This is a genomic window from Robbsia andropogonis (genome assembly GCF_034047095.1).
Classification (GTDB): domain Bacteria; phylum Pseudomonadota; class Gammaproteobacteria; order Burkholderiales; family Burkholderiaceae; genus Robbsia; species Robbsia andropogonis.
Map to the genome: position 1 here is coordinate 93,406 of NZ_CP139165.1, position 24,282 is coordinate 117,687.

At 55.2% G+C, this 24,282-nt stretch carries 14 protein-coding genes and 3 pseudogenes; 13 read left to right on the top strand and 4 right to left on the bottom strand.

Annotated elements, in window-relative coordinates; genetic code table 11:
- Window positions 1–398: 398 nt before the first annotated feature.
- The gene (locus SJQ66_RS05130; RefSeq protein ID WP_320533864.1) at window positions 399–929 is read left to right on the top strand and encodes a hypothetical protein; all 531 of its coding nucleotides are present in this window, start codon (window positions 399–401) and stop codon (window positions 927–929) included.
- A gap of 35 nt (window positions 930–964) precedes the next feature.
- Here the strand turns inward: SJQ66_RS05130 and SJQ66_RS05135 are convergent, their stop codons facing one another.
- Entirely contained in the window at window positions 965–2,941 is a 1,977-nt protein-coding gene (locus SJQ66_RS05135; protein ID WP_320533865.1) for a ParB/RepB/Spo0J family partition protein, read from the bottom strand.
- A 1,218-nt stretch (window positions 2,942–4,159) separates the two neighbouring features.
- Here SJQ66_RS05135 and SJQ66_RS05145 point away from each other — a divergent pair.
- The 7 genes and pseudogenes from SJQ66_RS05145 (at window position 4,160) to SJQ66_RS05170 (ending at window position 10,805) form a co-directional block, all read left to right on the top strand.
- Window positions 4,160–5,710, top strand: coding sequence for a methyl-accepting chemotaxis protein (locus SJQ66_RS05145; RefSeq protein WP_320533866.1), 1,551 nt, complete (start codon window positions 4,160–4,162; stop codon window positions 5,708–5,710).
- Between the two features lie 12 nt (window positions 5,711–5,722).
- Window positions 5,723–5,959: pseudogene (locus SJQ66_RS29590) on the top strand (hypothetical protein); the annotation flags it as partial.
- A 210-nt stretch (window positions 5,960–6,169) separates the two neighbouring features.
- Entirely contained in the window at window positions 6,170–6,655 is a 486-nt protein-coding gene (locus SJQ66_RS05150) for a hypothetical protein (RefSeq protein WP_320533867.1), read from the top strand.
- Window positions 6,656–7,269: 614 nt separating this feature from the next.
- Entirely contained in the window at window positions 7,270–7,758 is a 489-nt protein-coding gene (locus SJQ66_RS05155) for a hypothetical protein (protein WP_320533868.1), read from the top strand.
- A 481-nt stretch (window positions 7,759–8,239) separates the two neighbouring features.
- A complete protein-coding gene (locus SJQ66_RS05160) occupies window positions 8,240–8,458 on the top strand; it encodes a DUF7706 family protein (protein WP_320533869.1) in 219 nt (72 codons plus the stop codon).
- A gap of 145 nt (window positions 8,459–8,603) precedes the next feature.
- Window positions 8,604–10,073 carry a 3'-5' exonuclease gene (locus tag SJQ66_RS05165; RefSeq protein WP_320533870.1) on the top strand — a complete coding sequence of 490 codons (1,470 nt, stop codon included), beginning with the start codon at window positions 8,604–8,606 and terminating at the stop codon, window positions 10,071–10,073.
- 36 nt (window positions 10,074–10,109) lie between these two features.
- Complete coding sequence (locus SJQ66_RS05170) at window positions 10,110–10,805, top strand: SOS response-associated peptidase (protein WP_320533871.1); 696 nt, start codon at window positions 10,110–10,112, stop codon at window positions 10,803–10,805.
- Between the two features lie 517 nt (window positions 10,806–11,322).
- Here the strand turns inward: SJQ66_RS05170 and SJQ66_RS05180 are convergent.
- A complete protein-coding gene (locus SJQ66_RS05180) occupies window positions 11,323–13,629 on the bottom strand; it encodes an ATP-binding protein (protein ID WP_320533872.1) in 2,307 nt (768 codons plus the stop codon).
- A gap of 1,269 nt (window positions 13,630–14,898) precedes the next feature.
- Here SJQ66_RS05180 and imuA point away from each other — a divergent pair.
- The 4 genes and pseudogenes from imuA to SJQ66_RS05205 form a co-directional block, all read left to right on the top strand.
- Window positions 14,899–15,597 carry a translesion DNA synthesis-associated protein ImuA gene (gene imuA / locus SJQ66_RS05185; protein WP_320533873.1) on the top strand — a complete coding sequence of 233 codons (699 nt, stop codon included), beginning with the start codon at window positions 14,899–14,901 and terminating at the stop codon, window positions 15,595–15,597.
- On the top strand, window positions 15,527–16,984 hold the full coding sequence (locus SJQ66_RS05190) for a Y-family DNA polymerase (protein WP_320533874.1): 1,458 nt from the start codon (window positions 15,527–15,529) through the stop codon (window positions 16,982–16,984). The genes imuA and SJQ66_RS05190 overlap by 71 nt, the downstream gene beginning before the upstream one ends.
- A gap of 6 nt (window positions 16,985–16,990) precedes the next feature.
- Window positions 16,991–20,137 (top strand): error-prone DNA polymerase, encoded by a 3,147-nt coding sequence (locus tag SJQ66_RS05195; RefSeq protein WP_320533875.1) that lies wholly within the window; start codon window positions 16,991–16,993, stop codon window positions 20,135–20,137.
- A 273-nt stretch (window positions 20,138–20,410) separates the two neighbouring features.
- Window positions 20,411–20,584 (top strand): annotated as a pseudogene (locus SJQ66_RS05205) (transposase domain-containing protein); the annotation flags it as partial.
- A gap of 86 nt (window positions 20,585–20,670) precedes the next feature.
- Here the strand turns inward: SJQ66_RS05205 and tnpC are convergent.
- Together tnpC and SJQ66_RS05215 are read right to left on the bottom strand one after the other, a co-directional pair.
- Window positions 20,671–21,231 (bottom strand): annotated as a pseudogene (gene tnpC / locus SJQ66_RS05210) (IS66 family transposase); the annotation flags it as partial.
- Window positions 21,232–21,388: 157 nt separating this feature from the next.
- Window positions 21,389–22,786: an aminotransferase-like domain-containing protein gene (locus tag SJQ66_RS05215; protein ID WP_320533877.1), complete on the bottom strand. Its 1,398-nt coding sequence runs from the start codon at window positions 22,784–22,786 to the stop codon at window positions 21,389–21,391.
- A 498-nt stretch (window positions 22,787–23,284) separates the two neighbouring features.
- Between SJQ66_RS05215 and SJQ66_RS05220 the strand changes: the two genes are divergently transcribed.
- Window positions 23,285–24,280 carry an iron-containing redox enzyme family protein gene (locus SJQ66_RS05220; RefSeq protein ID WP_320533878.1) on the top strand — a complete coding sequence of 332 codons (996 nt, stop codon included), beginning with the start codon at window positions 23,285–23,287 and terminating at the stop codon, window positions 24,278–24,280.
- The last annotated feature ends 2 nt before the right edge of the window (window positions 24,281–24,282 follow it).

Consider the following 24,282-nt stretch of genomic DNA (forward strand, 5'->3'; position numbering starts at 1 on the left):
ACCTCATTGCACTGCCGAGCGCCTGTCGCCCAACTCAGACGCCTCAGACGTCATAAGGTCGGCATGGTACAGCGCGCATTCGTCGCGTATAGACAACGCGCTGTCGCGCACCGTCGGCCAAGCCGACCGGGTTCTCCAAGGGGTATCCCCTTGGAGCACGGGATATGGAAATGGAAATGCGTTAGCATTTCCGTTTACATATCTATCGTGCCTCCCGAAACTGCATTTTCTTTCTTAAGGTACCTCCACTGAACAACCTTGGTACAACTACGGAACGCCGATAGGTCAGCAGGGAGCGGAATCGCACAACGCCGATACATCGATCAAGCGCAGATAGTGCAAAAGTGACAGTTTTTGGCTACCCTAGCCCTATGTCGACTCTTTGCCTTCGCACGACCATGGATACCGTTGCTCTCTTCGCTCGCTTTGATCAGGCCGCCGCGTCAGCCGAGCGGCCAAAGGCCGCTCAGTTGCGCGATATCTTCGAGCGCGTCGAGGCGCTGATCCGCTCCGGTGTCCGATACGCCACCATCATTGGCATACTCGCTGAGTTCGGATTGACATTCAGTTACAACACCTTTGCCGTCACCCTCAAACGCATTCGGCGGCAACGACGCAACCTGACATCTCAGAGAACGCAAACACAGGCCAGCACGCGCCCCACTGTCGATCAAACGCAAGCAGCACCTCGCCCCGCGCAAACCGTGCCATCCGCGACCGCCGTCGCGCCTGCTTCCGAGTCCGCCGGTCATGAACGGCGCACCATTGCTCGTGTGGGCATCACACTCCCTGAGGACTGGCGTACCGCCGCGCTCACGCGCGAGCAGTTGCGCGCCTTGACGTTTAAACAGAAAGTCGAGAGGGCGGAAGCGCAGACCAAACAGTATTTCCCTAACCCGTTCGACCCTGTGACGCCTGAAAAAAAATAACCCCGCATATGCGGGGTTATTAGGGCAGGGAGGGATTATTCTTCGACCATATCAGCCGATAGATCGGCGGTTGCGTCATCAGGGGTTTTCCAAACCGGCTTTACTTCCCGATTGCGCAGTACTTCCGGCAACCAGCCGCTATCGGCGAGGCGGATTTCCGCCGCTTGCGCTGCCTGCGTCTTTTTCATACTCGCCAGCGGGGCGGCGACTTCGGGCGATACGGCATGTGAAACCACGTCAATAATGCGCTGTTTGGTCACATGATTGAAATAGCTCGCGCTGGTTGCTTTCCAGTACACGCTCATGTCGAGTTCGAGCGCATCGGCCAGCAAATTGATATTGTGTGGCACATCGAACCGGCTCAAGCCATTGATGTTCGCTGAGACACAAAAGGCGAAGAGGTTCGCAAGGACATCGTCTGAGCATGAAAGCAGCCATGGCAGTAAATCGCTTACCTTGCTTGGCAACATCGCGCGCCACTTTTGGCGTTCGCCGTCGATGAACAGCCAAGCCTTGCTCGCGGCCATGTCGTCGGCTACTTGCAAAAGCCGGTCATGCGTGGGGCGAAACTCAACGTCCAAGGCATGTTGCCCTGCTGCGTGGTAATGTTCGCAAAAGACACGCGGCACCATGGCTGACATCAGGTAGGCGAGGGCGATGGTGGGCTGTGCCATCAGTTCCGCTTGCACTGCGGCAGTGCGATGGGCGCTCAGACGCTCGCAGAGTGTTTCTCCATGTAGCGGCTTGACCTTCGTGGGTGCAGTGGTTTGGGCTTCTGCGATACCTTGTCCTTCGGTGCTTGCATTGTCAGTTGGTTTGACAAGTCCGCGCTCGATCTGAAGTTCGCCGTATTGATCGACATAGACGTAAACTCCGGCACGGGATTTTTGATCCTCGGTCCAGACATCGAGACGCTGTGCATAGGCGTGGATAGCTGTCTCGGCCTCGAGCAATGCTTTTTCCAGAGTGTCACATTTCGCGTCGTCTGCTTCCACCTCGTCATCGTCGTAATAAGCGTCCAGTTGGGCGCGTGCTTCCTCGCGTACCTTTTCGAGCCTACGCGCCTCGGTTTTCTCCTTACGCGTGGCTTCTCGCTGCTCTGGCCGTAATCGACCGTAGCGCATGAGCTTCATTGCGTTGCGCTGGATATCGGTTTCCACCCAGGACCAGCCCTCGCGTTCCATATCACTGGCAATCGTAGTGAGTTTTTCAGCGGCGAGGCGATGAAGAAGGGCGATATCGCTAATATAACCTTTATGATTGGCATCACTAAACAAGTCACGACGCACAAAACCGCCTGCTGCCGCGTACTGATCCAGTCCGACAAATGCGGCGATGGGGTTGTCGCTTGCATCGGTTTCTTCGGCGGTAATGACGCGACGGATTTCGTTGGGGGTGCGTTGCCAAGATTGCGCCGCGTCAAACCAAATACGCTCTTGTTGTTCGTGGTCGTCGCTTAAGGCAAGCGCGCTGACTTGCTCATAGGACATTGCATCGTCGCGGAAAATCTCTAGCAAAGCGGGCGCAACGCTGGCGAGTTTTAAGGCGCGTCGGACATCCCTTTCGGTGACGCTAAAACGCCCCGCAATATCCGCAATAGACCGGCCTTCAATGACAAGCTGATGATAGGCTTGGCATTGATCGGCGATATGCATGCCTTCCCGTTGGGCATTCTCGATGAGCGAAACGCTCAGGGCTTCGCCCAGGGTGACAACGCGAACGGGTACGGGCGTACTATCGTTGGCGCGGCCTTCGCTTTTTAGCAAGTTGAGCGCGGCTAATCGGCGCTGGCCAGCACACACGCCGTACGCGCCTTGCGCATCTTCGATGTCATGCACAACGAGGTTTTGTAAAAGACCTGTTATGGCGATGTCGTCAGCGAGTTCTCGAATACGGGAGGGCGATTTTTTGCGGACATTACGCGGTGAAATGCGTAGCGATCCAAGGGGAACATATTGCAAAGGCGAAGATAATTCAGAATTAGTAGTACCAATAGATGAAAGATCACTCATGATTTCTCTCGGTTAAAGACCACTGCGATGCGCTGAGGCCATGTGTTTATAGTAATAAAAAATAGCCTTTAAATCAACGATATTGCCGATGAAATAATTTAATGCGCCCTTTCATTTAATATGAAAATAAAATCAGAAAATCACGTAAAACCCTCTTTTAAAATAAGGCAAAAGAGATATCATCATGTCCTGTTCTGCAAGCAGCGGGACTTGTGCAAAGATATCGTCTCGCGCGTGCCGTCGCGCCCGAATCGAGGGCCACGGGGACCCATGCGTAGCATGGGGAGAGGCCCGGCCCGTAGCGTCAGCGTAGGGACGATTCGGAGCAGCCTTCGCACGTCACACGGGGTCGTCAAGCTTGGTCGGCGATCGCGTAGTGATCGTCGGGCAAGCGTGTTACCCCCGCGGCGTAGCCGTGGGGGGTGGAATAGGATGTGTGGATAATTAAAAAAGGCGCCGTCGTGCGATGTCGTTTTACAGTGTATATGTCATTACGATATTGCGCGTACGGTTCACTTTTAAACCTGGAAGAAAACAATGGATAGCATCGTTCATATTGAAATTCGGCCGGAATGTTTGCAAGTCGCGCTCGAATGGATATCGCCGCGCGGTGCCGAGGTTCAAGAAGTCCTTCGTCGCGCCGGCATGACCCCACGCAGGGCGGCGCGTTTTTTGGGTCTTTCTGACCTAAATGGTCGGCAGGTGCGTCGATGGATTACTGAGGACACGACGATTCCGTATTCGGCGTGGGCCTTGCTTTGCGATGCTGCGGGATTGGGCCAGATATGGCGTGCAGGAAAGGAATGCTGAGCGTTTTGTAGGGTTAAGACGGCCGAAACATGCGTCAGTGCGTCACAAGCAAGCGGCCCCGATAGCTCGAGTAAAGGTGAAGGTGGAACCAACGCAATTGACGTCCATCCGCGACAAGAAGAAAGCAACTAACGGTCGAGATCAGTAACACTACCTAAATCGCTATCGATTGCGATGGCTCCGGGTGAATCATCACACAAACCGAGCGCATTGTCAGCAGTACCGCGTAGTGTACATCGCAAAAAAATGCATAACAAAGCGCAGAAAAAAAATAAAGTTCCGCCGTGAAACGGACGTTAAGCAGTATGACCCGTCTCGCGATATGCGACACGATGGGTTCACGCTAGGCGCCGGACCCGTCCGCGCGCTACCGGGGTTAGGGAAAAACAATTTCGTACGAGAGCCACCATGCGTTCCCTCACGTTGCGCAAGAAACTGCTTCTTCCTTTGCTCATTTGCTGTCTCGCGTTGACCCTGCAGGCTGTCATCAGTTCACTTCAGTTGCGCAATAGCCAGCTCGCCTCGCGAAAGCTGGATCTCGCACACGTCGTCGACACAGCGGCAAGCATTGCCAAGTTTTATGCCGACGAGGTGAGCAGCGGCAAGCTTACAGAAGCACAAGCCAAATCGCGTGCAATCGAGTCCATCGGTGCACAGCGATACGGTAGCACCGGTTATGTCACAACCGTTGGTACGAACTCGGTCGTCATCAACAATCCCTTGAGCCCAAAGATTAATGGCAAGGACATGTCCGGTTTCCAGGATGCACGCGGACAGTATATGTACCGATCTATCGCTGCTGCCGGCGCCATGCCTCGCGGCGAAGGTTATATCGAATACTGGTGGCCCAAGCCAGGCGCAACGGAACCGAGCCCCAAGATTGGCTATGTTGCTCGCTTTGAACCATGGCAAATGGATTTCGTCGCAGGGGAATACGTTGATGACATCAATGCCGAATTCTATAAAGGACTGGCCAAGTCGGCCGCCATGCTTGTCGTGCTTGCACTCGTGGTGGGTGCGGTCGCTTGGCGCGTATCGGCTGATGTGTATGGATCCATCGGTGGCGAGCCCGCGGCAGCCGCGCGTGTTGCACAGCGTATTGCGCAGGGCGATCTAACCGCGGACATTGACATACGACCAGGCGACACGAGTAGTCTGCTGTTCTCACTCAAGGAGATGCGCGCGCAGCTGGCGCGCACGATCGCGGACATCAAGCGCTCCACGCAATCTATTGCGGTTGCATCGACAGAGATTGCATCGGGCAACGACGACCTCTCGGTGAGGACGGAGGAACAAGCTGCCGCGCTTGAGCAAACGACCGCAAGCCTGGATGCGCTGGTGAGCACGGTGGAAGGCAACGCAAAGAACGCCGAGCAGGGCGCGGTCCTGGCCAACACTGCATCGGAGGCGGCCGAGCGCGGCGGGCGTGCCGTTGGCGACGTCGTCGAAACCATGCGCGGCATCAACGAGAGTTCACGCAAAATCTCCGACATCACGAGTGTGATTGACGGCATTGCGTTCCAGACCAACATACTTGCCCTCAATGCCGCAGTGGAGGCCGCACGCGCCGGCGAAGGCGGGCGTGGATTCGCCGTGGTGGCTGGCGAGGTACGGTCCCTCGCGCAGCGCAGCGCGACAGCCGCCAAGGAAATTAAGACCTTGCTCACGGCGTCGACCGCGCGCATCGAGCAAGGCTCGGAACTGGTCGAGCGTTGCGGCACGACCATGACCGACGCCTTGCACTCGGTGGACGCGGTGACAAAGATCATGCGCGATATCGCGCAAGCCTCGTCGCATCAAACCCAAGGTATTGCAGAAATCGGCAAGGCGATTCGCCAGCTTGACAGCGTCACGCAATCGGACGCGGCGTTGGTTGAAGAGGCAGCGGCCGCCGCACAGTCGCTGGATCATCAGGCCGCGCGTTTGCGCGATGCCGTGGCGGTATTTGTTGTTGAGTAGCGGGTTGCCAAGTACGTCTACAAGCTGATCACGGCACGCAGCGTCGAGGAAAAGATCGTCGCAATGCAGGAACAGAAAGCAGCCCTCGCGGACGTGATCCTCTCCGAGGACGCCGCTCGTGCCGTCAAGTTCTCGGCCGAAGATCTTGAGGCACTGTTTGAACCGATTCCGGCCGCGCCTGCCGCTTCATCTGTAGCGAAGCCGTGTTCGCGCACAAGAACAGGGGCGAGCGACGGCAAAGCTCCATAGTCGGCGATCAACAACAATGTCACCAGGGGCCGTACCCGCGACAGCAGCGTACCGGGCAAGCCTTACTGGACAGGCTTTTTGTGAGGATTTTCAATTTTCGGGGGATGGGCAAAAATAGCCATCCTTCTTGACCAAAATAGGCACGCGTGCCTATACTTCAATCAATAGGCACGCGCGCCTATTTTCTTTCCGAATTTACACGGAGCCGGTATGGGCACTGCCATCGCTAGGGTTTATGTGAACGATATCGAGGTCGGCGCGTTGCCGGCCGACAAGTACAAGAAGATCGTTAGGGAGGTACGTGCCGACCGACGCCTCTATGTCATCCAGGCTGCAAATTATCTTTGGGCGGCTTGGCGCTTTGTCGCACATTCACTCCGCTTTGTCCCGGTGTTCTGGTTCATCGCGTTGATCGTGGCTGAAGTTCTTGGCCCGTCGGAAGTGACGGCCTTCATCGGAGCGATGCGACAGGCCACCCCGGCAGAGGTGAACAATGGAATTTGCTGGATGCTTGGAGCTGGTCTGATTTTTTCCATGCTTTTCGTGTTTTTTTGCATGTTTGTCGGGAAGTATCCGTCGGGAATCACCGACGAGTTTGGCGGGAAAATCAACCGCCAGATTCGATCATTGTTGGAGGTTCCTGCCGAGGGAACGATGAAGGTAGTCGTGTCAGGCGATGAAAGCAATGAGCAATAGAGAGCGATATCAGCAACTACTGATGGAGCACGGCCTGACGCAAGCGGAGAGTGCTGCACTCATCTGCGAACAGACTCAGCGACCATGTTCCGTTAGAGCGGTGCGCTCGTGGCTGAATGATCCAGACAAGGCCAGCTCACGCGCCTGTCCGGATTGGGCTGTAACGGCCCTCGAAAATGCGATATTGAATCGGAATGCCGCACAGTAAGCGGGTTGAGTAAGCCGGTACAGCAACAGGGTCGCGAATATACCAGCGAGGCACCGTACATCCGCGTGGTCATGCTCAATTCAGCAGGTGAGGAAGTGGGCGAGAGTTTCCGGGTAAAACCCTGGGATGTCGAACCCAGAATGCCCATTTATGGCCAACGTGGGTAAAGCGAGATCTGCGCGGTAGCAGTCCGCGAATCGTCTAAGTAGTTCATTGAACGGTTCGCGTAACCATCGGAAAAAAATGAGAGAAATATTGGCTCGTCTGTTCGGCGCACAGTTTGCTTGCTGGATGCTTGGTCACGAGCTAGGCACGCGCCATTACGTGTATGGCGTTAACAGCACGGCACAGTGCAGACATTGCCCGCACGTCGATGTTAAAACTGATGCGAGATAGGAAAACATCGGTGAAGCAATCCAGGATAGACAGGCTCTCAAGCATTGGGGCTGCGTTATCGACCTATGTTTTTGCCGGACTCTTTTGTGTATTGGCCTTGATGTTCGCTCTGGTAAGTTATGCAAGCGCGGCCGAGGGCGATTTCAATTTAGCAATCATATTCGGTCTTATCGGCGGAATTTTTTTTTGCTTCGGTATTGGCCAAGCGATCAGCTATAGACACGACGAAGCTATGCGAAGGAAGATGGACGCTCGTTCGTCGTTGCAAACGCAACCGCAAGACATCGACCGCCTTAAGTCACGAAAGGTTAATGTGAGATTAGTTGTAGGGACATTGATCGCCGCAGTATTTTTGGCTGGACTCCAGATTGCAGGGGTCAACATTCTTCCGAAGCATCGAATATCGTCGAAGGACCAAGCTGTAATTGATTCTTTTGCGCGCTCTGTGAGCAAACAGAGCAACCAAAAATGGGGGCTACAACCCCACGAAGCGAACTGAACGGAAAAGATCATGAAGAGAATAACGGGCTTCAGAACAAGAGCAATGCAACCTCCGACGCGCGCTAGTGTCGCAGAGCAAGCCAAAGATTTCGCAATCGTCACCATCCTTTTTTTAATGCGATCCGCCATCATGACGGTGATGATTCTTTGTTGTGTCTTAGCGTGGATTTATGGATGGAAGTCGACTTTGCCACCTGGGTCGCACCCCACAGACGTGTCGCATCTTATGCTTGAAGCAGACCATCCTGTTAGGTTCGTAGCAACGAATTTTGGTTGGTACATGGGATTCGTAGTTTCAGTACACGCTATCTATTTAATCTACCGCGCATCGAAACAGCGTTGATAGGATAAAGACCATGTATCGACTCTACCGTTGCACGTTCTGCCGGACTGAAGCCCGCAACACGCATGACGGCGATTTGTGCCACGCATGCAGCCGTGGCGCTATGCGCCCTGTCGAATGAACCGGAAAAGACAACATGAGTCGCTTCACGATCGAGATAAAAGACCTTGATGCATCGCTCGGCAATGCAGACATGACTGAAGTCGAGGCCCTGGCGCTTGCGCAGCTCTGCAAGCGCCTCACATTCAGCGACATGCAGGCGTGCGCGGTCGATAACGACGAAGCGTACGCTATCCGCGACGCAGTAGGTAAGCTACAGCGGGCATTGAATGGCGCGGGCTACGCCCCGCGTTGACATTTGATCGGAAAAAGGTGTTCACTATCATGGCCACACCCACGCATCACTATAATGGCCTGCCGTGTCGCGTCCTCGGTCGCGAATATACCAGCGAGGCAGCGTACATCCGCATGGATCGTCGCTTTTACTGCAAGGCATGACGATGTCTCTTCTTTTCCCGTCTACCGCTGAGCAGAGCGCCGTGATCGATGCGGCCCTGCAGGGCGGCGATCTCAAAGTGAAAGCCTATGCCGGCGCCGGGAAGACCTCCACGCTTGAGCTGCTCGCCAGCGCGATGGGCGAGCGGCGCTGCAGCTACCTCGCGTTCAATAAAACCATCGCCGAGCATGCACGCCATAAATTCCCGGCATCCGTGAACTGCCGGACCGTGCACTCGCTCGCCTTCGCGTCAGTCAACGCGGCACTTACCGCACGGCTCAATTTACCGGAAGAAGCACCTCATCAATTAGCCGCGCGTTATAAGATCCAGCCAATTCGGGTTCCATCGGTAACGGGACGAGATCTCGATCTCGAGCAATTCGATCTCGGAAGAATGATCATTGAAGGCTTGGGTCGGTTTTGTCGGTCAGCCGATGCTGTACCGCTCGCTGAGCACATCGTCGTCGACGAGAAGGTTGACGAGCGCGCGGCCGCCTGGCTGCGCTCCAATCTCGTGCCCCATGTGGTCCGACTGTGGCAAGAAAGCGTCGATCCGAAAGGACGCAGCGCCATCATCCCGGATGTCTATCTGAAAGTCTGGGCGCAATCCAACCCGAAGATCAACGCCGACGTCATTCTTTTTGACGAAGCGCAGGACAGCGATGGTGTCATGCTCTCTGTGCTCAGCCGTCAGAAGCATGCGCAAACGATTTACGTCGGTGACCCCTACCAGCAAATCTATGAATGGCGTGGTGCGATCAATGCGATGGCCGCGATCGAGGCGCCCGAGCGCCGGCTGACGCAGTCATTCAGATTTGGCTCACGGATTGCAATATTGGCGAGCGAGATTCTGCGCGTACTCGGTGAGAAAACACCGGTTCGGGGCAAAGAGAATCTCGGCTCATTCGTGGTCTACGATCCGTCCATCCAGCCTCCGGTTGATGCGGTTCTGTGCCGCAAAAACGTCACAGCCATATGGGAGCTTGCCTCGGGCGTGGTCGCCGGCAAAAAGCCCGCGATTCGGATGAGTGCGGCCGAAATACTCGCCTACGCGGACGGTGCCGATTCCCTGATGGCCGGCAAGCGAGCATTCCGTCCGGCTGCGTTCTCGCTTTTCGAGACATGGAAAGAGGCGCAGGATTATTCGCGCAGCGTCGCGGGCCGCGACACGCAACCGATTGTCGAGTTCATCGACGAATACGGTACGAACGGTTTGCGCAGCCTGGTGCCGATGATCACACCCGAGGAAAAAGCGGATTACGTCATCTCCACCGTTCACCGTGCCAAGGGCCTTGAATGGGGGCGCGTGAAGCTGATGAACGACTTCCGCTTTAGAAAGGAGGATGGCAAGACGGCCTTGGACGAGGATGAGCTACGATTGTTGTACGTCGCATGCACACGCGCAAAGCACGTCTTGGATATCACGGAGATCCAAAACGAATTGGCATGGGCTCTGATAAACGGGTCCAAGTAAGCGCTTCGTCACCATTCCAACAGTTCGAGGCACCCGATGTGCGGTCGTATTGGACAATTTTCTGCGTGGCAATCGTATGTAGAAGCGCTTGAGGCGTTCCGTAGCGCAAACGCGGTGATCGACGATCACCCACCCCGCTTCAATGCCGGCCCCGGTACACGCATTGGTGTCGCCTATCCGCAGGGAGAGATGCGGCCCGTCTGGTGGGGTTACCGACCCCACTGGGCCGTCACGCGCAAGGTTTCACAGATGATCAACGCACGCGCGGACAAGATCGAAACAGCAACCTGGAAGCCAATGCTGAAAAACGGTCGCGTCATCGTGACTGTGGATTGCTGGTACGAATGGATCAAAGCCGAGGATGGCAAAAAGCAACCGTATCTGTTACGTCCAAAGGACCAGAAGCCGCTTTTTCTCGCGGGACTGACAAACGTGAAGGTCGAAGCGGATTCAGGAATGCGATCGCCTGAGGCCAGCGCGCTCGTCGACGGGGTGGTCATTGTGACGGATGCATCCGACCAAGGCATGGTGGACATTCACGATAGACGTCCCGTCGCGCTGAACGAACAGGACGCCAATACTTGGCTGGATTCGCAGACGCCGCTCGAGCTGGCCGCTGAAATCGCACGCCACGGCAGTCGCGCAGTGAACGAATTCGAATGGTATGAGGTCAGCCGGGAGCTCAATAATGTGCGGCATGACAGGCCCGAACTGGTCAAGCCAAACGTTTGACGCCATCGAATGCTAAACGATGCCGCATCACTGCCCTTGCCTGCATCGTGGATGACGTAATTGGGGGCGCTTCAGAAAACGGAAAATAAAGCACGCTAAGGCGGTTGCAGTGGCGGCAGCGGCCTGAACTTGCCCGCGCCGATCTTTGCGCCGCCGAGCCAGAGGTGATCGTCGGACAGCCTGATGTGATCGCAACCTGAACGACAGCAAGATTGCGTTGACCAAGAAGCTGCTGGCAAACGGCGTACAGCCCAAAGACGTTGGCAAGAACCTCGAAGTGTCAATCCCTACCCTGTATCACTGGGTGCAAGCTGATGGCGTACGGTACTGCAGTCGGCAGCCATTCGGCCCTAGCTGCCATCCGGGACTCACCGTGCCGATGACCTCAAAGGGCGCCTGTACCGTCAATCGCAGCCGCTCGGGGCGTGTGCGTCCGACATGTCGAACTTTGCGCATACGCCGTCGCCTGACGTCCTCGACAACAAAGCTCCCCGAGACAGTTATCTGAGCATGGATCTTAATTTGAGTTCGCAACTTGAACCATTTCGTCATAGTGCTTCTTGTCTACCTCTTCCACCCACTGAAAAATGCTTCCGATTACACTATGGCTTTCACCGGCCAAGTTCTCTGCCGATTCCTCAGTGATTTCGATCACATCGCTATGTGAATATTTGTTGATAAAACGGTATATTTTTTCCTTAAGTTCGGAGGTCGTTATCGTGCAATCTTTTAGACCAACGTCCATTAATTGACTGATGTCGCTCCGTCGCTTTGGGTATTTGAAGGTAAAAAATGACTCGATAAGCTTGCGAGCAAGGTTGGCCGTTAAAAAGGCTTGATCTCTGTTAAGAGTCTTATGCTCCCTGTATTCATATAGTTTCTTGAAAATATAGTGATACTCCGAGCCATAATTTCTCAGGGAGTCATCGGCGTTCACAAGCAAAGAATGGCGAGGCGACCCTGGCGGAGCGTCTAGGCGATAGAAGAAGCAATTCTCCGATTTGCCTTTGGCAATCCTATTTCGGTTTGTTCCAGTAAACCAGTCTCTCACCAGCTTGAAATAGGTGAAGTTGTGAGTTAGCACGAAAAGTTGCTTCGCTTCCAAGCATTGAGTTCTCAGAAACGAGTAGGCATGAAACAAGTGATTTGAGTCGAAGCTTGAGACCGGATCATCAACGACGACAATCGTGTCCCTGACATTGTTTCCGTTCTCTTTGAGCTTCGTTATGAAGTAGACAAATGCAATCGCAGTCTTCTCACCTTCGCTCAAATTCCCATCATGTTCACCTATCCCATTTCGGATAATCTCATAGCCCTTCTTCTTCTGATTAAAGCTCAGGCAGAGCTCAGAGCGGCCGATGAAGCGATGTAAGATGTCGTTGAATTCTTTTGCCCCAATTGTCTCATTTGAGAGAAGCGCCTCTATCGCACCGATTTCGCGAGCGAGTTTTTCAATATCCTTGTAGTCATTCTCTGCCTCAGCCTCAAGATCATTGCATTTCTTCTCACTTGCCTCATAGTCAAACTCCTGCACCTCTGCCGCAGCAAAATGAAGCTCTAGTGCAACCTTGCTTTTTGAGGTCTCAGCTTTGAAGTTCGAAGTTTTGTTGTTGTGCTTACTGACGAGTTCAACGGCCGATTTTATGATGTTATTGAATTTTGTGACATCATCTTCAATCACATCCGAAATCTGAATGTCTGTCTTTGCAGGATCTGTGATTTTGGCTTTCAGAGCTTCCCGCCATCCTTCAATCTGCTGGTTGATCTTTTGGGCAGCTTCTGTGTACTCCTTTTGCAGCGCCTCTGAATCACCCGAGAACTCTTTATAGAACTCCGTCGCTGCAGGCAACCGATTGGCTGGAGCACCTTGAGACTCAATCCAGGTTGCGGCACCCTGAAGCCGGTTCTGGAAATCTTTAAATTCTTTGCTGAAGTGCGCGGCAAGTGCTTCTGCACGAAGCGGAGTGAACGGTGAGCCACAAAACTCGCAGGATTGCGAGGCATGGTGTTTATGAATTTCCAAGCCAGCTTGAACCCAGTCGCGGATGTCGGGGTTGTCGGTCAGGCGCTGGACAGCTTGATTGACGGCTGTCGTTCCGATTAGGTCTCTGAGGCGAACCGCCGCCTTCTTGAAGTAATCAGGTTCAATGGCCGTTGAGGCGAAAGTAATGCTTGGAAGCTGGTCGGGTTTGGAGGCATTCGTCAGCTCAATGACCTTTTCATCTGGAAGAACCGACTCGGCTTTGCCAATTGCATCGCCGTTTCTTTGAATGAAAGAGGAGAGCTTGCGACGATCATAATTCAAATAATAGTTGTCGCTTGTGTCAATCGCCTGAAGTCCCAGCTTCATTTTCTTTGCAGCATTGGTCAGAAACTTCTCCAATGCTTCGCGCTGTTTTTTGACGTCGCTTAGCTTCTCATTGTAGGACTTTCTCTTTGACTGAAGATCGCCCTTTAACTTCTCCAGTTTCTGCAATTCATCAATCTTTTCTTTTGCAATCAGGAGAATGCTTTTTACCGATTTATCCCAATCAATGTTCTCGTGAATGAAGTGTTGGTTGAAAACATGGATGTTCAATTGAGATACGGGAATAGTTGTTTCCGTGATGGTTGACCCATTCTCTAAAGTAATCAAAAACTGAGCTGTGCTGAAGCGAGGAATCAAGGAGCCAAGTTCAAGACAAGAGAACAGATTCGACAGAGTTGACTTCCCCGTTCCATTCCAGCCATAGACGAGATTGTACCTGCCGAACTTTTGAATCTGCGTGCCATTGAAATCGGTGAAGATACCGAAATTCTTCAGACGGTTGATGCAGGCGATCAATTGTATACTCCTCTTTTTTTGTCTTTTTAACGCGATCGTAACTGGCTCATGTAAAAACGCAATACTCCCGATGTCACCGAAGCATTGTCATTAAATCATGATTAAAAGTTATCGTGAAACCAATCCGCATTAGTGTCAGCTTAAGCCGACAATGCCATATGCGTCATCGGGGATCGAGTGGCAGCTGATGAAGTACGGCAGTCACACAAATGTCCGAATTGCGGCGGTGACAAAAGACGCTTCATGCCGGCTCGCGGTCCCTGCCATTCTCATAATCGCGGCCGACTCGTCCGTCACAAAGAGCATAGTTAAATCTTCTTTTATTGAAAGAAGATCCTCAGTAAAACGGAAAGTGCGCTTGTGTTTAATCAAATCCCATGGCACAAGGGAAAGTTAACCGGACGAGTACCGCCGCTCAAGCCCAAAGAAATCTGCGCAGTCCGCACGATGCCACAAATGTCCTCGAATGTGCGAGAACCCTATCTCGTAACAGTGTCGCTGGGACGTAGTCCGGCTCGTCGCAGATCATTCACGCTTGATCCCTCACGTTGGATGGATCTCGAACTGCTTGCGAAGTGGTCTGGAATATCAGAGGCCGAGGTGCTCGGACGCGCAATTTCGCTATTGCACCACGAGCTTACAGACTCGCTAGATTCGAAGGAGCGAGAAAAATACTACGGCGTTTAGAACCCGAGTGCCCTTATTGTTTCAAAAATCCGCAGACGCTGGTGAGCGCTCACATTCGCGAGCAGTACCAACACACTCGCCATGACAACCACGGCACCAGCCGCGATCAAGGGACGAAATCCTCGGCAAACCGTCAAAGCGGGAGGGAGGACATTTCACGCCCAACTCTCGCCCGTTTTCTCTCGCGTAGAACGTGGGTTCTCCCCCTACCCCAGATCGGATCGCCTGATCGATCGTATCCGCACCAAATGCCGCGCGCATCTCGTCGATCCAGCGGGTGACAACGGGCATCTCTTCACGTAAAGATCCGCGCTTTTTATGGGTTTGCCCGCTGTCGCCGCTCATCAGTTGTTTGATATTGCTTTTAGGGTATTGCGTTTTTGGGACGCGCATTTGCGCAACTACCGCATCGCGAGCAAGCCATTCCGGCGAATGACACGGTACCGCATCCGTAAAAATTACGGCATCGCGCCATCCAGTTTCATCACATTGACGACGCTTCCCGCGTGGCGTTTGCCAAAATCCCAAACGTGAATGATACTGTGCATCCATACAGCCTTATTGCCTAGCGCTCCGATCATCATGATTGTCGCCCCCGAATCCATTCATCCAGCGCTGTGGCGGGCCTCCTCCCTTGGCCGGGGTGCCACGCGCTGCCTGGCGTCAGGACATGCGCATCTGGATACCGAATTGCCGGGTGGTGGCTGGCCCGTCGGCACTTTGGTCGATCTACTTACTCCACACGCAGGAGTCGGCGAGGTGCGGCTGCTGCAGCCCGCGTTGACCTCCCTGGGAGCCCGTCCCATTTTCTTCGTCTCGCCGCCCCATAGCCCGAGCATGCAGGCCCTTGCCAATTGGGGCGTACCGACAGGCGGGCTCCACTTGGTCGAACCGCAAACCTTAGCCGACGCGCTGTGGTCGACCGAGCAGATTTTAAGGGCCGGCACCGCCGGTGCGCTGTTGTTTTGGCAACCACAAGTGCGCTCCGAAGCGTTGAGACGACTGCATCTGGCCGCACAAACCAGCGAGACGGCATTTTTTATGATCCGGCCATTGAATGCAGCCAATCTGGCCTCGCCCTCGCCGCTGCGGCTGCGCCTTGAGCCCGCGCCCGATGGCGTGTCCGTGTTTTTCTTGAAGCGGCGTGGCCCCACGCGCGACGAGCCGCTTTTCGTGCCGCTTTACCCCTCACCTTTTGCGAGCAAGCGTCATGCGCCTGTGGATCGGCGTACATCTCCCCTACCTCTGCCTCGAAGCGTATCGGCCGACCTGGACGCCTGATGGCGCCGGTCTGGTTGTGCTTGAGCGCGAGAGCGTGCTTGCGGTAAGCCGCGCGGCACGTGACGCAGGCGTGCACCCAGGCATGCGGCGCGCCGGCGCGCTCACGCTCGCGCCTCACGTCACCCTAGTCGAGCGCGATGAGCTGCGCGAGGCCGCGGTGTTGCAGGCCCTTGGGATGGCACTGCTGCGCTTCTCGCCGCAGGTGACGCTTGCAAGCGAGGCGACGGTGTTAATGGATATCGGGGCGAGCTTGCGCCTGTTCGGCGGCATCCGAGCGCTACGCAGGCACGTGATCGACACTGTCAAAGTGCTCGCGCTGACGGGCCGCGTGGCGCTCTCGCCGACCGGTACCGGGGCGTGGCTTCTCGCCAGGCGCGCGCAAATTGCGCTAAGCGAGACGTCGTTGCGTCGCAAAATCACACCCTTGCCGGTCGCGCTGTTGCCACAGGCGCGACCGGCGGCAACATGGTTAGCAGGCGTCGGATGCCACACCTTGGGTGCGGTACTGCGCCTGCCGCGCGCAGGTCTGTCGCGTCGTGCTGATCCTGGCCTCTTACTGGCGCTCGATCGGGCCGTTGGCGCCGTCCCTGAAGGCTTTGCATGGCTGATACCGCCGCCGACATTTGATGCCAGGCAAGAACTACCTGATCGCACGGATCGCGCCGATCTGATCGCCTGCTACGCGCAAGCCCTTGTGGTCCAATTGACCGGTTGGCTGGCCGCGGGTTTTCGGGCGATTACCGCTTTGACCATACTGCTTGAGCATGAGCGCGGGCGAGACGCGGTCGCGCCGACAGAAATCAAGGTGATGTTCGCCGAGCCGGCCAACGAGACCACCCGTATCCAGCGCTTGATCAAAGAGCGCATTGAGCGCACCGAACTGCCGGCGCCAGCGATTGTGCTGCGCTTGCGCGTTGACGATGTTCGAGCTGCCGAGCAATTGAGCGACTCGCTCTTTCCTGAGCCCGGCGGCACTCCCGCCGATCACGCGCGCCTGATCGAGCTGCTCGCCGCGCGCCTTGGCGAGGAGCGGTTGCGCAGGCCCGCACCGATTGCCGATCATCGACCAGAGGTCGCCAACCGGTGGGTTCCCTATCATCGCCCAGGGACAATCGCGCCCGCGAAACACTTGCGTCGCCCGCTTTGGTTATTGGACAAGCCGATCGAGCTTAAAACCCGCAATCACCGCCCCTTCTACGGAAGTGCGCTGCGTTTGGCATCCGCACCTGAGCGCATCGAGGCTGGCTGGTGGAGCGAACCATTCGCCGCGCGCGACTACTTCGTCGCGCAGGGCGCCGACCATCGCTGCTATTGGATCTATCGGGAACGCGGCAGTCTCTCCGACGATACCGACCCACGCTGGTTCCTGCACGGACTGTTCGGGTAAAGCGCCATGCTCGCATCCGTCTTCCTACCCGCCTACGCGGAGCTTCAATGCTTCACGAATTTCTCGTTCTTGCGCGGCGCATCGCACGCCGAGGAACTGGTAACGCGCGCCAAGGCACTCGGTTATACGGCCTTGGCCATCACGGACGAGTGTTCGCTCGCGGGGGTGGTTCGCGCGCATGCGGAAGCGAAGGCGGCGGGCATGCCGCTGTTGATCGGAGCCTATTTCCAACTGAGCGGGCCGGATGGTCAACCCGATGCCTCACTCACGATCCTTGCCCGCAACCGGGAGGGTTACGGCAACCTCTCAGAATTCATCACGATGGCGCGCACGCGCGCGGACAAAGGCACCTACCAGGTTGGCCGGGACGACTTCGCACGGCCCGCACGCCCTTATGGCCATCTGCGCGCCCTTCCCGACTGCACCGTGATCGTCGGCACTCCGTCTGGTGCCGGAGAGGTGGACCAAGCGTTTTTAACGCAAGTCGGCTGGGCCCTTGACACGTTCGGCGCGCGACTGTGGATCGGCTTGGCGCTGCATGGCGGACCAGACGACGATTTACTGCGCGAGCGCGCCGAGAGCGCCGCCGCAGCGTACGGTGTGAAGATCGTCGCGCTCGGCGGGGTGTACATGCACGTGCGCTCCCGAAAGCCGCTTCAAGACACGCTCACAGCTACGCGACTGCGCAAGTCGATCGCCGAGTGCGGCTATGCGCTGGAGCCCAACGCCGAGCGGCATCTGCGTGCGCGTCTGCGCCTGGCTAACGTGTATGCGCCGGCGATGCTTGCAGCAACGCTCGACGTCGCCGCGCAATGCGCTTTCTCGCTCGAGACGCTGCGCTATGAATATCCGGACGAATTGGCTCCCCCCGGCGTCACCCCCGCTGCCTATCTGCGCCAGGAAACGTATATCGGCGCGTGTCGCCGCTATCGCAACGGCATTCCCTATGTCGTACAGGCGCAGATCGAGCACGAATTGCAACTCATCGCGGATCTGAAATACGAGCCCTACTTTCTCACTGTCTACGACATCGTCCGATTTGCCCGCGAGGAAGGCATTCTTTGTCAGGGCCGCGGCTCCGCCGCCAACTCGGCTGTCTGCTATTGCCTGGGTGTCACCGAGGTCGATCCACAGCGCGGCAATATGCTGTTTGAGCGCTTTATCAGCAAGGAGCGTAACGAGCCCCCTGACATCGATGTCGACTTCGAGCATCAGCGGCGTGAGGAGGTGATCCAGTACATCTATCGAAAGTACGGCCGTCATCGCGCAGCACTTGCCGCGGCGGTGGCCACGTACCGACCGAAAAGCGCGCTTCGCGACGCAGGTCGTGCGCTCGGTGTCGATGCGTCAATCATCGACAAGGTCGCCAAGTCGCACCACTGGTTCGACTCGAAAGAGGATTTGCTTGCGCGCTTTGTGGAAAGCGGCCTGGATGCCGATACGCCCATGATTCAGCAGTGGGCGAGGCTGGCCATCCAACTGCTGGGTTTTCCCCGGCATTTATCGCAGCACTCCGGTGGTTTCGTCATCAGCGCGGGCAAGCTATCGCGCATGGTGCCTATCGAAAACGCCGCGATGCCCGATCGTAGTGTGATCCAGTGGGACAAAGACGATCTCGACGCCGTTGGCCTGCTTAAAGTCGACGTGCTCGCCCTCGGCATGCTCACCGCGATTCGCCGCACGCTCGATCTGGTGTCTGAGCAACGCGGTGAGTTTTTTGAACTGCAGGACATTCCGCCTGAGGACAGCGCGACGTACGACATGATCTGCCAGGCGGACACGATCGGTGTATTCCAGATTGAATCACGCGCGCAGATGAGCATGCTGCCGCGTCTGCAACCGCGCACATTCTACGACCTGGTCATCGAGGTTGCCATCGTGCGCCCAGGCCCCGTGCAGGGTGGCATGGTGCATCCGTACTTGCGGCGCCGGCAAGGCCTGGAGAAAATCTCCTATCCGAGCGACGAGGTGCGAGGCGCGCTTGAGCGCACCCTGGGTGTGCCGATCTTCCAGGAACAGGTGATGCAAATCGCCATGGTGGCCGCCGGCTTCAGCGCCGGCGAGGCCGACCAGCTGCGCCGCGCGATGGCAGCATGGAAGCGCAAGGGCGGACTTGGCCACTATTACGACAGCATCGTCAACGGAATGCTTGAGCGCGGATACCAAAAGGCATTCGCGGATGCCTTGTTTGCACAAATCGAGGGGTTTGGCGAGTATGGCTTTCCGGAAAGCCATGCGGCAAGCTTCGCGCTGCTCGTCTACGCGAGTAGCTGGCTGAAGTGCCACTATCCGGCCGCCTTCCTCTGCGCCATGCTTAACAGTCAGCCAATGGGCTTTTATTCACCCTCTCAGTTGGTTCAGGACGCAAGACGCCATGGCGTCACCGTCTTGCCGGTGGATATCACCGCGAGCGACTGGGATAGCACCTTGGAAGGCGATATGGAGCGCCCGGCCGTGCGCCTCGGCCTATCGCGAATTACTGGTCTACGACAAGAGGCTGGCTGGCGTATCGAGGCCTCGCGCGCAATGCGGCCCTTCAAGGATGTCGCAGACCTCGGGCGGCGCGCCGATCTCAACCGCCGCGACTTACAGATCCTGGCTACGGCCGACGCCCTGCGGTCAATCGCCGGGCACCGGCGGGAAGCCCTGTGGCAAGCGATCGCATCGGTACCGGAAAAATCGCTGCTTCGCGACGCTGGCCAGGACGATCACACACCGAGCCTGGCTGCGCCACGAGAAGCAGAATCGATCGTCGCGGACTACCAAAGCACGGGCCTTACCCTTGGGCGCCACCCCGTCGCGCTCTTACGCACACACCTCGACAAACTCGGACTGATGAATGCCCAGACGCTGGCCACTTATAAAAACGGACGCGTCACACGCGGTTGCGGCATCGTCACCGTGCGGCAGCGCCCTGGCACGGCCAAGGGTGTGCTGTTCATGACCCTTGAGGACGAAAGCGGGTCGGTAAATGTCATAGTTTGGCCATCGCTCCTGGAGCGGTACCGTAAGGAAGCGCTTGGCGCCACGCTGCTCGGCGTGCATGGCGTCTGGCAAACCGACGGCAAGGTCAAGCACTTGGTCGCCAGGCGGCTTTTTGATATGACCGCCCTGCTCGGCGATCTCACAACGACGAGTCGCAACTTTTGCTAAACGGCGGTAGGCAGTTTTTTACAATGCGTTGACTAAAGATCGCGCTGTTGGGTTTCTCGATGGCTGAACTGGGCGTCCCGAAAACGCAAAAGTCCGAACCCAAACATGTGAAAGTCCAGTCGATATGTCGAGATCCAGAGACTGGCCGGACCTGGTCCGGTCGCGGCAAGCAGCCGCAGTCGATTGTCGGCAAGGATCATGGCCAACCCTTGATCTAACGCCCATGACCACGCATCCGCATCCCTCAAGATGGGATCACCAGCCGCTTACGCTGGCGCCGAGGCCAGTGCGATGATCCACAGTCTGATGCTGACGTGCCGTGCAAACGATGTCGAACCGTATGGGTATCTGCTGCATGTTCTCGAGGAACTGCGGCAACGGGCCACAAACGCAGACATCAGCGACTTCCTGCCGTTCAACTACGCCAAACAGCACCGCGCCGTATAGCCGTAACCCATCCCAAAAAGCCGTTCAATATCCGCTCTCCCGAGTGAGCGTCTTCATATGCCCATTCAGGTGGGGAGAAAGTAGCGCTTACGTTGCAGTAGCATCCATGTATGGAGTGCATCGACAATCGGTCGACTTCGTTTCTGTCGTCGTTCATGACGCTCATCGGGTTCTAGATCTTGTACTTCGCGCTCGATCTCGTAGAGCTGCCCGATGTGTTTCAACGCGGCTTCGGCAATCTGGCTTTTATTGCTCGCGTGCAGCTCGTAGAACTTGCGTCGTGCATGTGCCATGCAGCCGATCTCTGTCATGCCTTGCGTGAACGATGCCTTATAACCGCTGAAGTCATCGCAAACCAGTTTCCCTTGCCAGTCGCCGAGGAAGGCGCGGGCATGCTCTCTCGTACGGCTATCGGTGAAGTCGTAGACCACGCCCTTCATTGACTCGAACGCCCCAGGGCAGTATGTCCAGAGATACGATCGGTGTGTCTTCTGTTTGCCGAGCACCAACGTCGAGACAGGTGTCTCGTCGGCTTGCAGCACGCGATGCGTCACGATTTGCGCACGCAGTGCGTCAACCAAAGGTTGCAGTTGCACGCCACATGCGCCAATCCAGGCCCCCATGGTCGAGCGAGGGATGTCTATACCAACAGGCATTAGATTCATGATGAGACTCCCTGATTGACTAGGAATCGAGCATTATCCACTTCGGCGTATCGATTTTGTCGAATCGTAAGAATCCTAGTCTATTCCTTCGATATCAGGGGTGGGACGCATTCATACCATTACTACAAACGGGCCAACGCTATGTTTTCGTTATCGAGTAAAGGAATTCGATCGCTCTCGCGTCGTTCATGCACCCGGTATTAAGGCGAAGCCATGGCGTCGCTTCATTGTTCGGTCTATGATGACGCCCGGCTTCCAACGCTATTCCAAGTTCAGCAGCTTTGTCTACCAAGTGTGCGGAATCAGCAATTCCGGGTACGCTCGCCCAGATAAACATCCCGCCGCAAGGCTCCCCAAACACCTGCCATCCTGCATCACGCAGATGCCCTAGTGCGATGGACAAGGCGCTGTTCGCTTTACGCCTCAGCCTGTCAAGATGCTTACCATATGTCCCGTGTTCGAGCAAAGCGGCCGTCACATGCTCACTAAACCTCGAGCCGCCAAGTCGGGTTATAGCGCGCAGGTCAACGAGATGTTTTATTTTCTCGGGGGCAGCAACGATGTAACCTAGTCTTAAAGATGACGATAGACTTTTGGAGAAACCGCTGACATAGATTACTTGTCTCAATCGGTCGAGCGCTGCAAGTCGAACAGACGGAACAGCCTGGAACTCAGCAAAAACGTCGTCCTCTATGATGAGGAAACCGTGTTCATGAGCCAGTTGAAGCAGCCGAAAACCCACGTCGGGCGAAACGTTCGATCCAGTCGGGTTGTGTAATGCGGAATTTACGAAAAAAGCCTTGGGTGAAGCCGTTTGCAGAAAATTTTCCACCGCCAAGATATCTGGACCGTTTGGCAGGCGCGGCACACCAATGAGCTCGACACCTTGGATTTTCAAAAGACCAAAGAGATTGAAATATCCAGGATCCTCGACAAAAACAGTGTCCCCAGGATTCAACACTAGCCTTACAATCAAATCTAGTGCCTCACTGGCGCTATCCGTCAACATTATGCATTGAGGGTCGACACCAAGTTCGAAGCGCCGTAGCCGTTGCTGTACTTGCAGGCGCAACCTGGGCTCTCCTTGAGGCGAAGCATAGTCAATTAAGCTTCGGGAATCATTCTTTACTGCGTGCCGAACAGCCTGGGCAATGCCTTCCACGTCACGCCACGTTTCCGGGATGGAGCCAACGGAAAGATTGATGAGTTGTTCAGATTGAGCGCACTGATCGCATAATTGGCCAACTCCCGATTGGGCTAAAGAGCGGTTTTCTCCACCTGCTGCCCGTTCCAAGTCGATGCTTTCTGCGACGAAGTAGCCGGATCCAGGACGCGAATAGATCAGTCCGCGGTTAGCTAGCTTGTCATATGCCTCCAATATCGGGAAACGACTAATTTTTTGATCGACTGCCAGTTGCCTGATTGACCACAATTTTTCCCCCGCGTGGAGGCGTCCTTCCGCAATGAGCGTTTCAATTTGTCTGACGATCTGCTCCGACATCGACAGGTCTGATCCGGCGTCCAGCGCGATCTTCATGCCCCTCCTTACTTAGGTAGACTGTTCACGCAATCGTTGCGAACAGTTCAAACCGAGTAACTTAACAGTTTACCGAAAAAATCACTAGACCGTTCATTCCACAAACTAAAGTTTAGATAAACAATCGACACATCGTGTGTGATTCGAGACGGCTAAGAGCAACCAGGAACATTTCAGCGGGAACCTAAGTCGGGAACTGAAGATTCATGGCCCACGAATCTTTGACCGATATAAATACTTTCATAATATTTCGTAAAAACGGACCAAATTGCCGTTGAAGCGGCAAAGCCGTTGCTCGCCGGCTTTCAGCGAGTAGTTTTTTTAGGAGAATGATATGTCGCAAGCGACTACTAAACAGCCTGTCATCGTTGTGAAGCCTCGTAATCCGCGTCCAGTGCTTATCCCCGTTCATCTATAAACGGTTGATTTTACGTTAGGAAGCAGAGTCACCGAGACATCGGTGACTCTGCTTTACTAAGAATAGGAATGGAGCACAGCGTGGAACCAATTACGCCTGATGTACAAAAGTTTTGCCTGAACTCTACGATCATTTCGCATTCGCCACTTGTCGTAAAAACTGCGGGCGGCGATGAATTTGAACTTGAGTCTGGTGCTATAACCTCAGATGAGGCATCGGATCTATTAGAAAGTCTAGCGAAAGACCGTAACCTATCAGATCTATCGGATGTCTTGCCAACGCGTTCCGCCGAGCATGTGCGCTCGCTAATTAACAGCCTAGCATCTCACGGTATCATCCGCCCGGTAGTTCCCGTAACGGGTAAAACAGGCTTAGAGGCGCTGCTCGAAATAGAGGACTTATCAAATCGACTTTTGTACCAAACACTTTACCGTAACCCTTTTTGGGTAAACTGTGCCAGGGCTGAAAAACCGGGTGACATCCCAAATTCGGTGATTTATGGGATGGTCATTGAAAACTATCATTTCCTTTTCCGCGAGAGTTACTTTGATGCACCGGTTCTTTCCTATGTGCCAAATACGTCAGTGCGCCTCGCGATGAACGAATTCTACGCGGAGGAATATGGTCATGATGAGCTACTCTTGGAGGCACTCAATCATATCGGTATTTCACGCGACGACCTGGCACATACCATCCCGCTTCCACAAACAATGGCGCTATGCAATAGCCTAGCTTATTGGGCACATAATGATCCTCTCTTCTTCTTCACGACACTGGGCATCCTTGAAGGGAAGGATATTAAGCAGGATTCCTTTTTAGATGCAGCGTATCGGGTAGCCATTGATCCGGATTTCATAAAGCCCGTAAAAGCCCACTCAGATATTAATCTAAAAGGCGAGCACGGAAGCCTTACCCGAAAAATTTTCGCCAACATTCCAGTTGTAGATAATGAAACCATCCGCCGCATGCGAACGCTAACGTACCTATTCATTGAGCTGTACGACACATTTTACACCGGCGTTTGGAGACACTATTCTACTACCGATGACCTTTTGCGTCGTGTAGATCACATTTGAAA

Bases quoted from the DNA above. Each gene is read 5' to 3' on its own strand.
- SJQ66_RS05130 (WP_320533864.1), top strand. From the start codon at position 399: ATGGATACCGTTGCTCTCTTCGCTCGCTTTGATCAGGCCGCCGCGTCA.
- SJQ66_RS05135 (WP_320533865.1), bottom strand. From the start codon at position 2,941: ATGAGTGATCTTTCATCTATTGGTACTACTAATTCTGAATTATCTTCG.
- SJQ66_RS05145 (WP_320533866.1), top strand. From the start codon at position 4,160: ATGCGTTCCCTCACGTTGCGCAAGAAACTGCTTCTTCCTTTGCTCATT.
- SJQ66_RS05150 (WP_320533867.1), top strand. From the start codon at position 6,170: ATGGGCACTGCCATCGCTAGGGTTTATGTGAACGATATCGAGGTCGGC.
- SJQ66_RS05160 (WP_320533869.1), top strand. From the start codon at position 8,240: ATGAGTCGCTTCACGATCGAGATAAAAGACCTTGATGCATCGCTCGGC.
- SJQ66_RS05165 (WP_320533870.1), top strand. From the start codon at position 8,604: ATGTCTCTTCTTTTCCCGTCTACCGCTGAGCAGAGCGCCGTGATCGAT.
- SJQ66_RS05170 (WP_320533871.1), top strand. From the start codon at position 10,110: ATGTGCGGTCGTATTGGACAATTTTCTGCGTGGCAATCGTATGTAGAA.
- imuA (WP_320533873.1), top strand. From the start codon at position 14,899: ATGATTGTCGCCCCCGAATCCATTCATCCAGCGCTGTGGCGGGCCTCC.
- SJQ66_RS05190 (WP_320533874.1), top strand. From the start codon at position 15,527: ATGCGCCTGTGGATCGGCGTACATCTCCCCTACCTCTGCCTCGAAGCG.
- SJQ66_RS05195 (WP_320533875.1), top strand. From the start codon at position 16,991: ATGCTCGCATCCGTCTTCCTACCCGCCTACGCGGAGCTTCAATGCTTC.
- SJQ66_RS05215 (WP_320533877.1), bottom strand. From the start codon at position 22,786: ATGAAGATCGCGCTGGACGCCGGATCAGACCTGTCGATGTCGGAGCAG.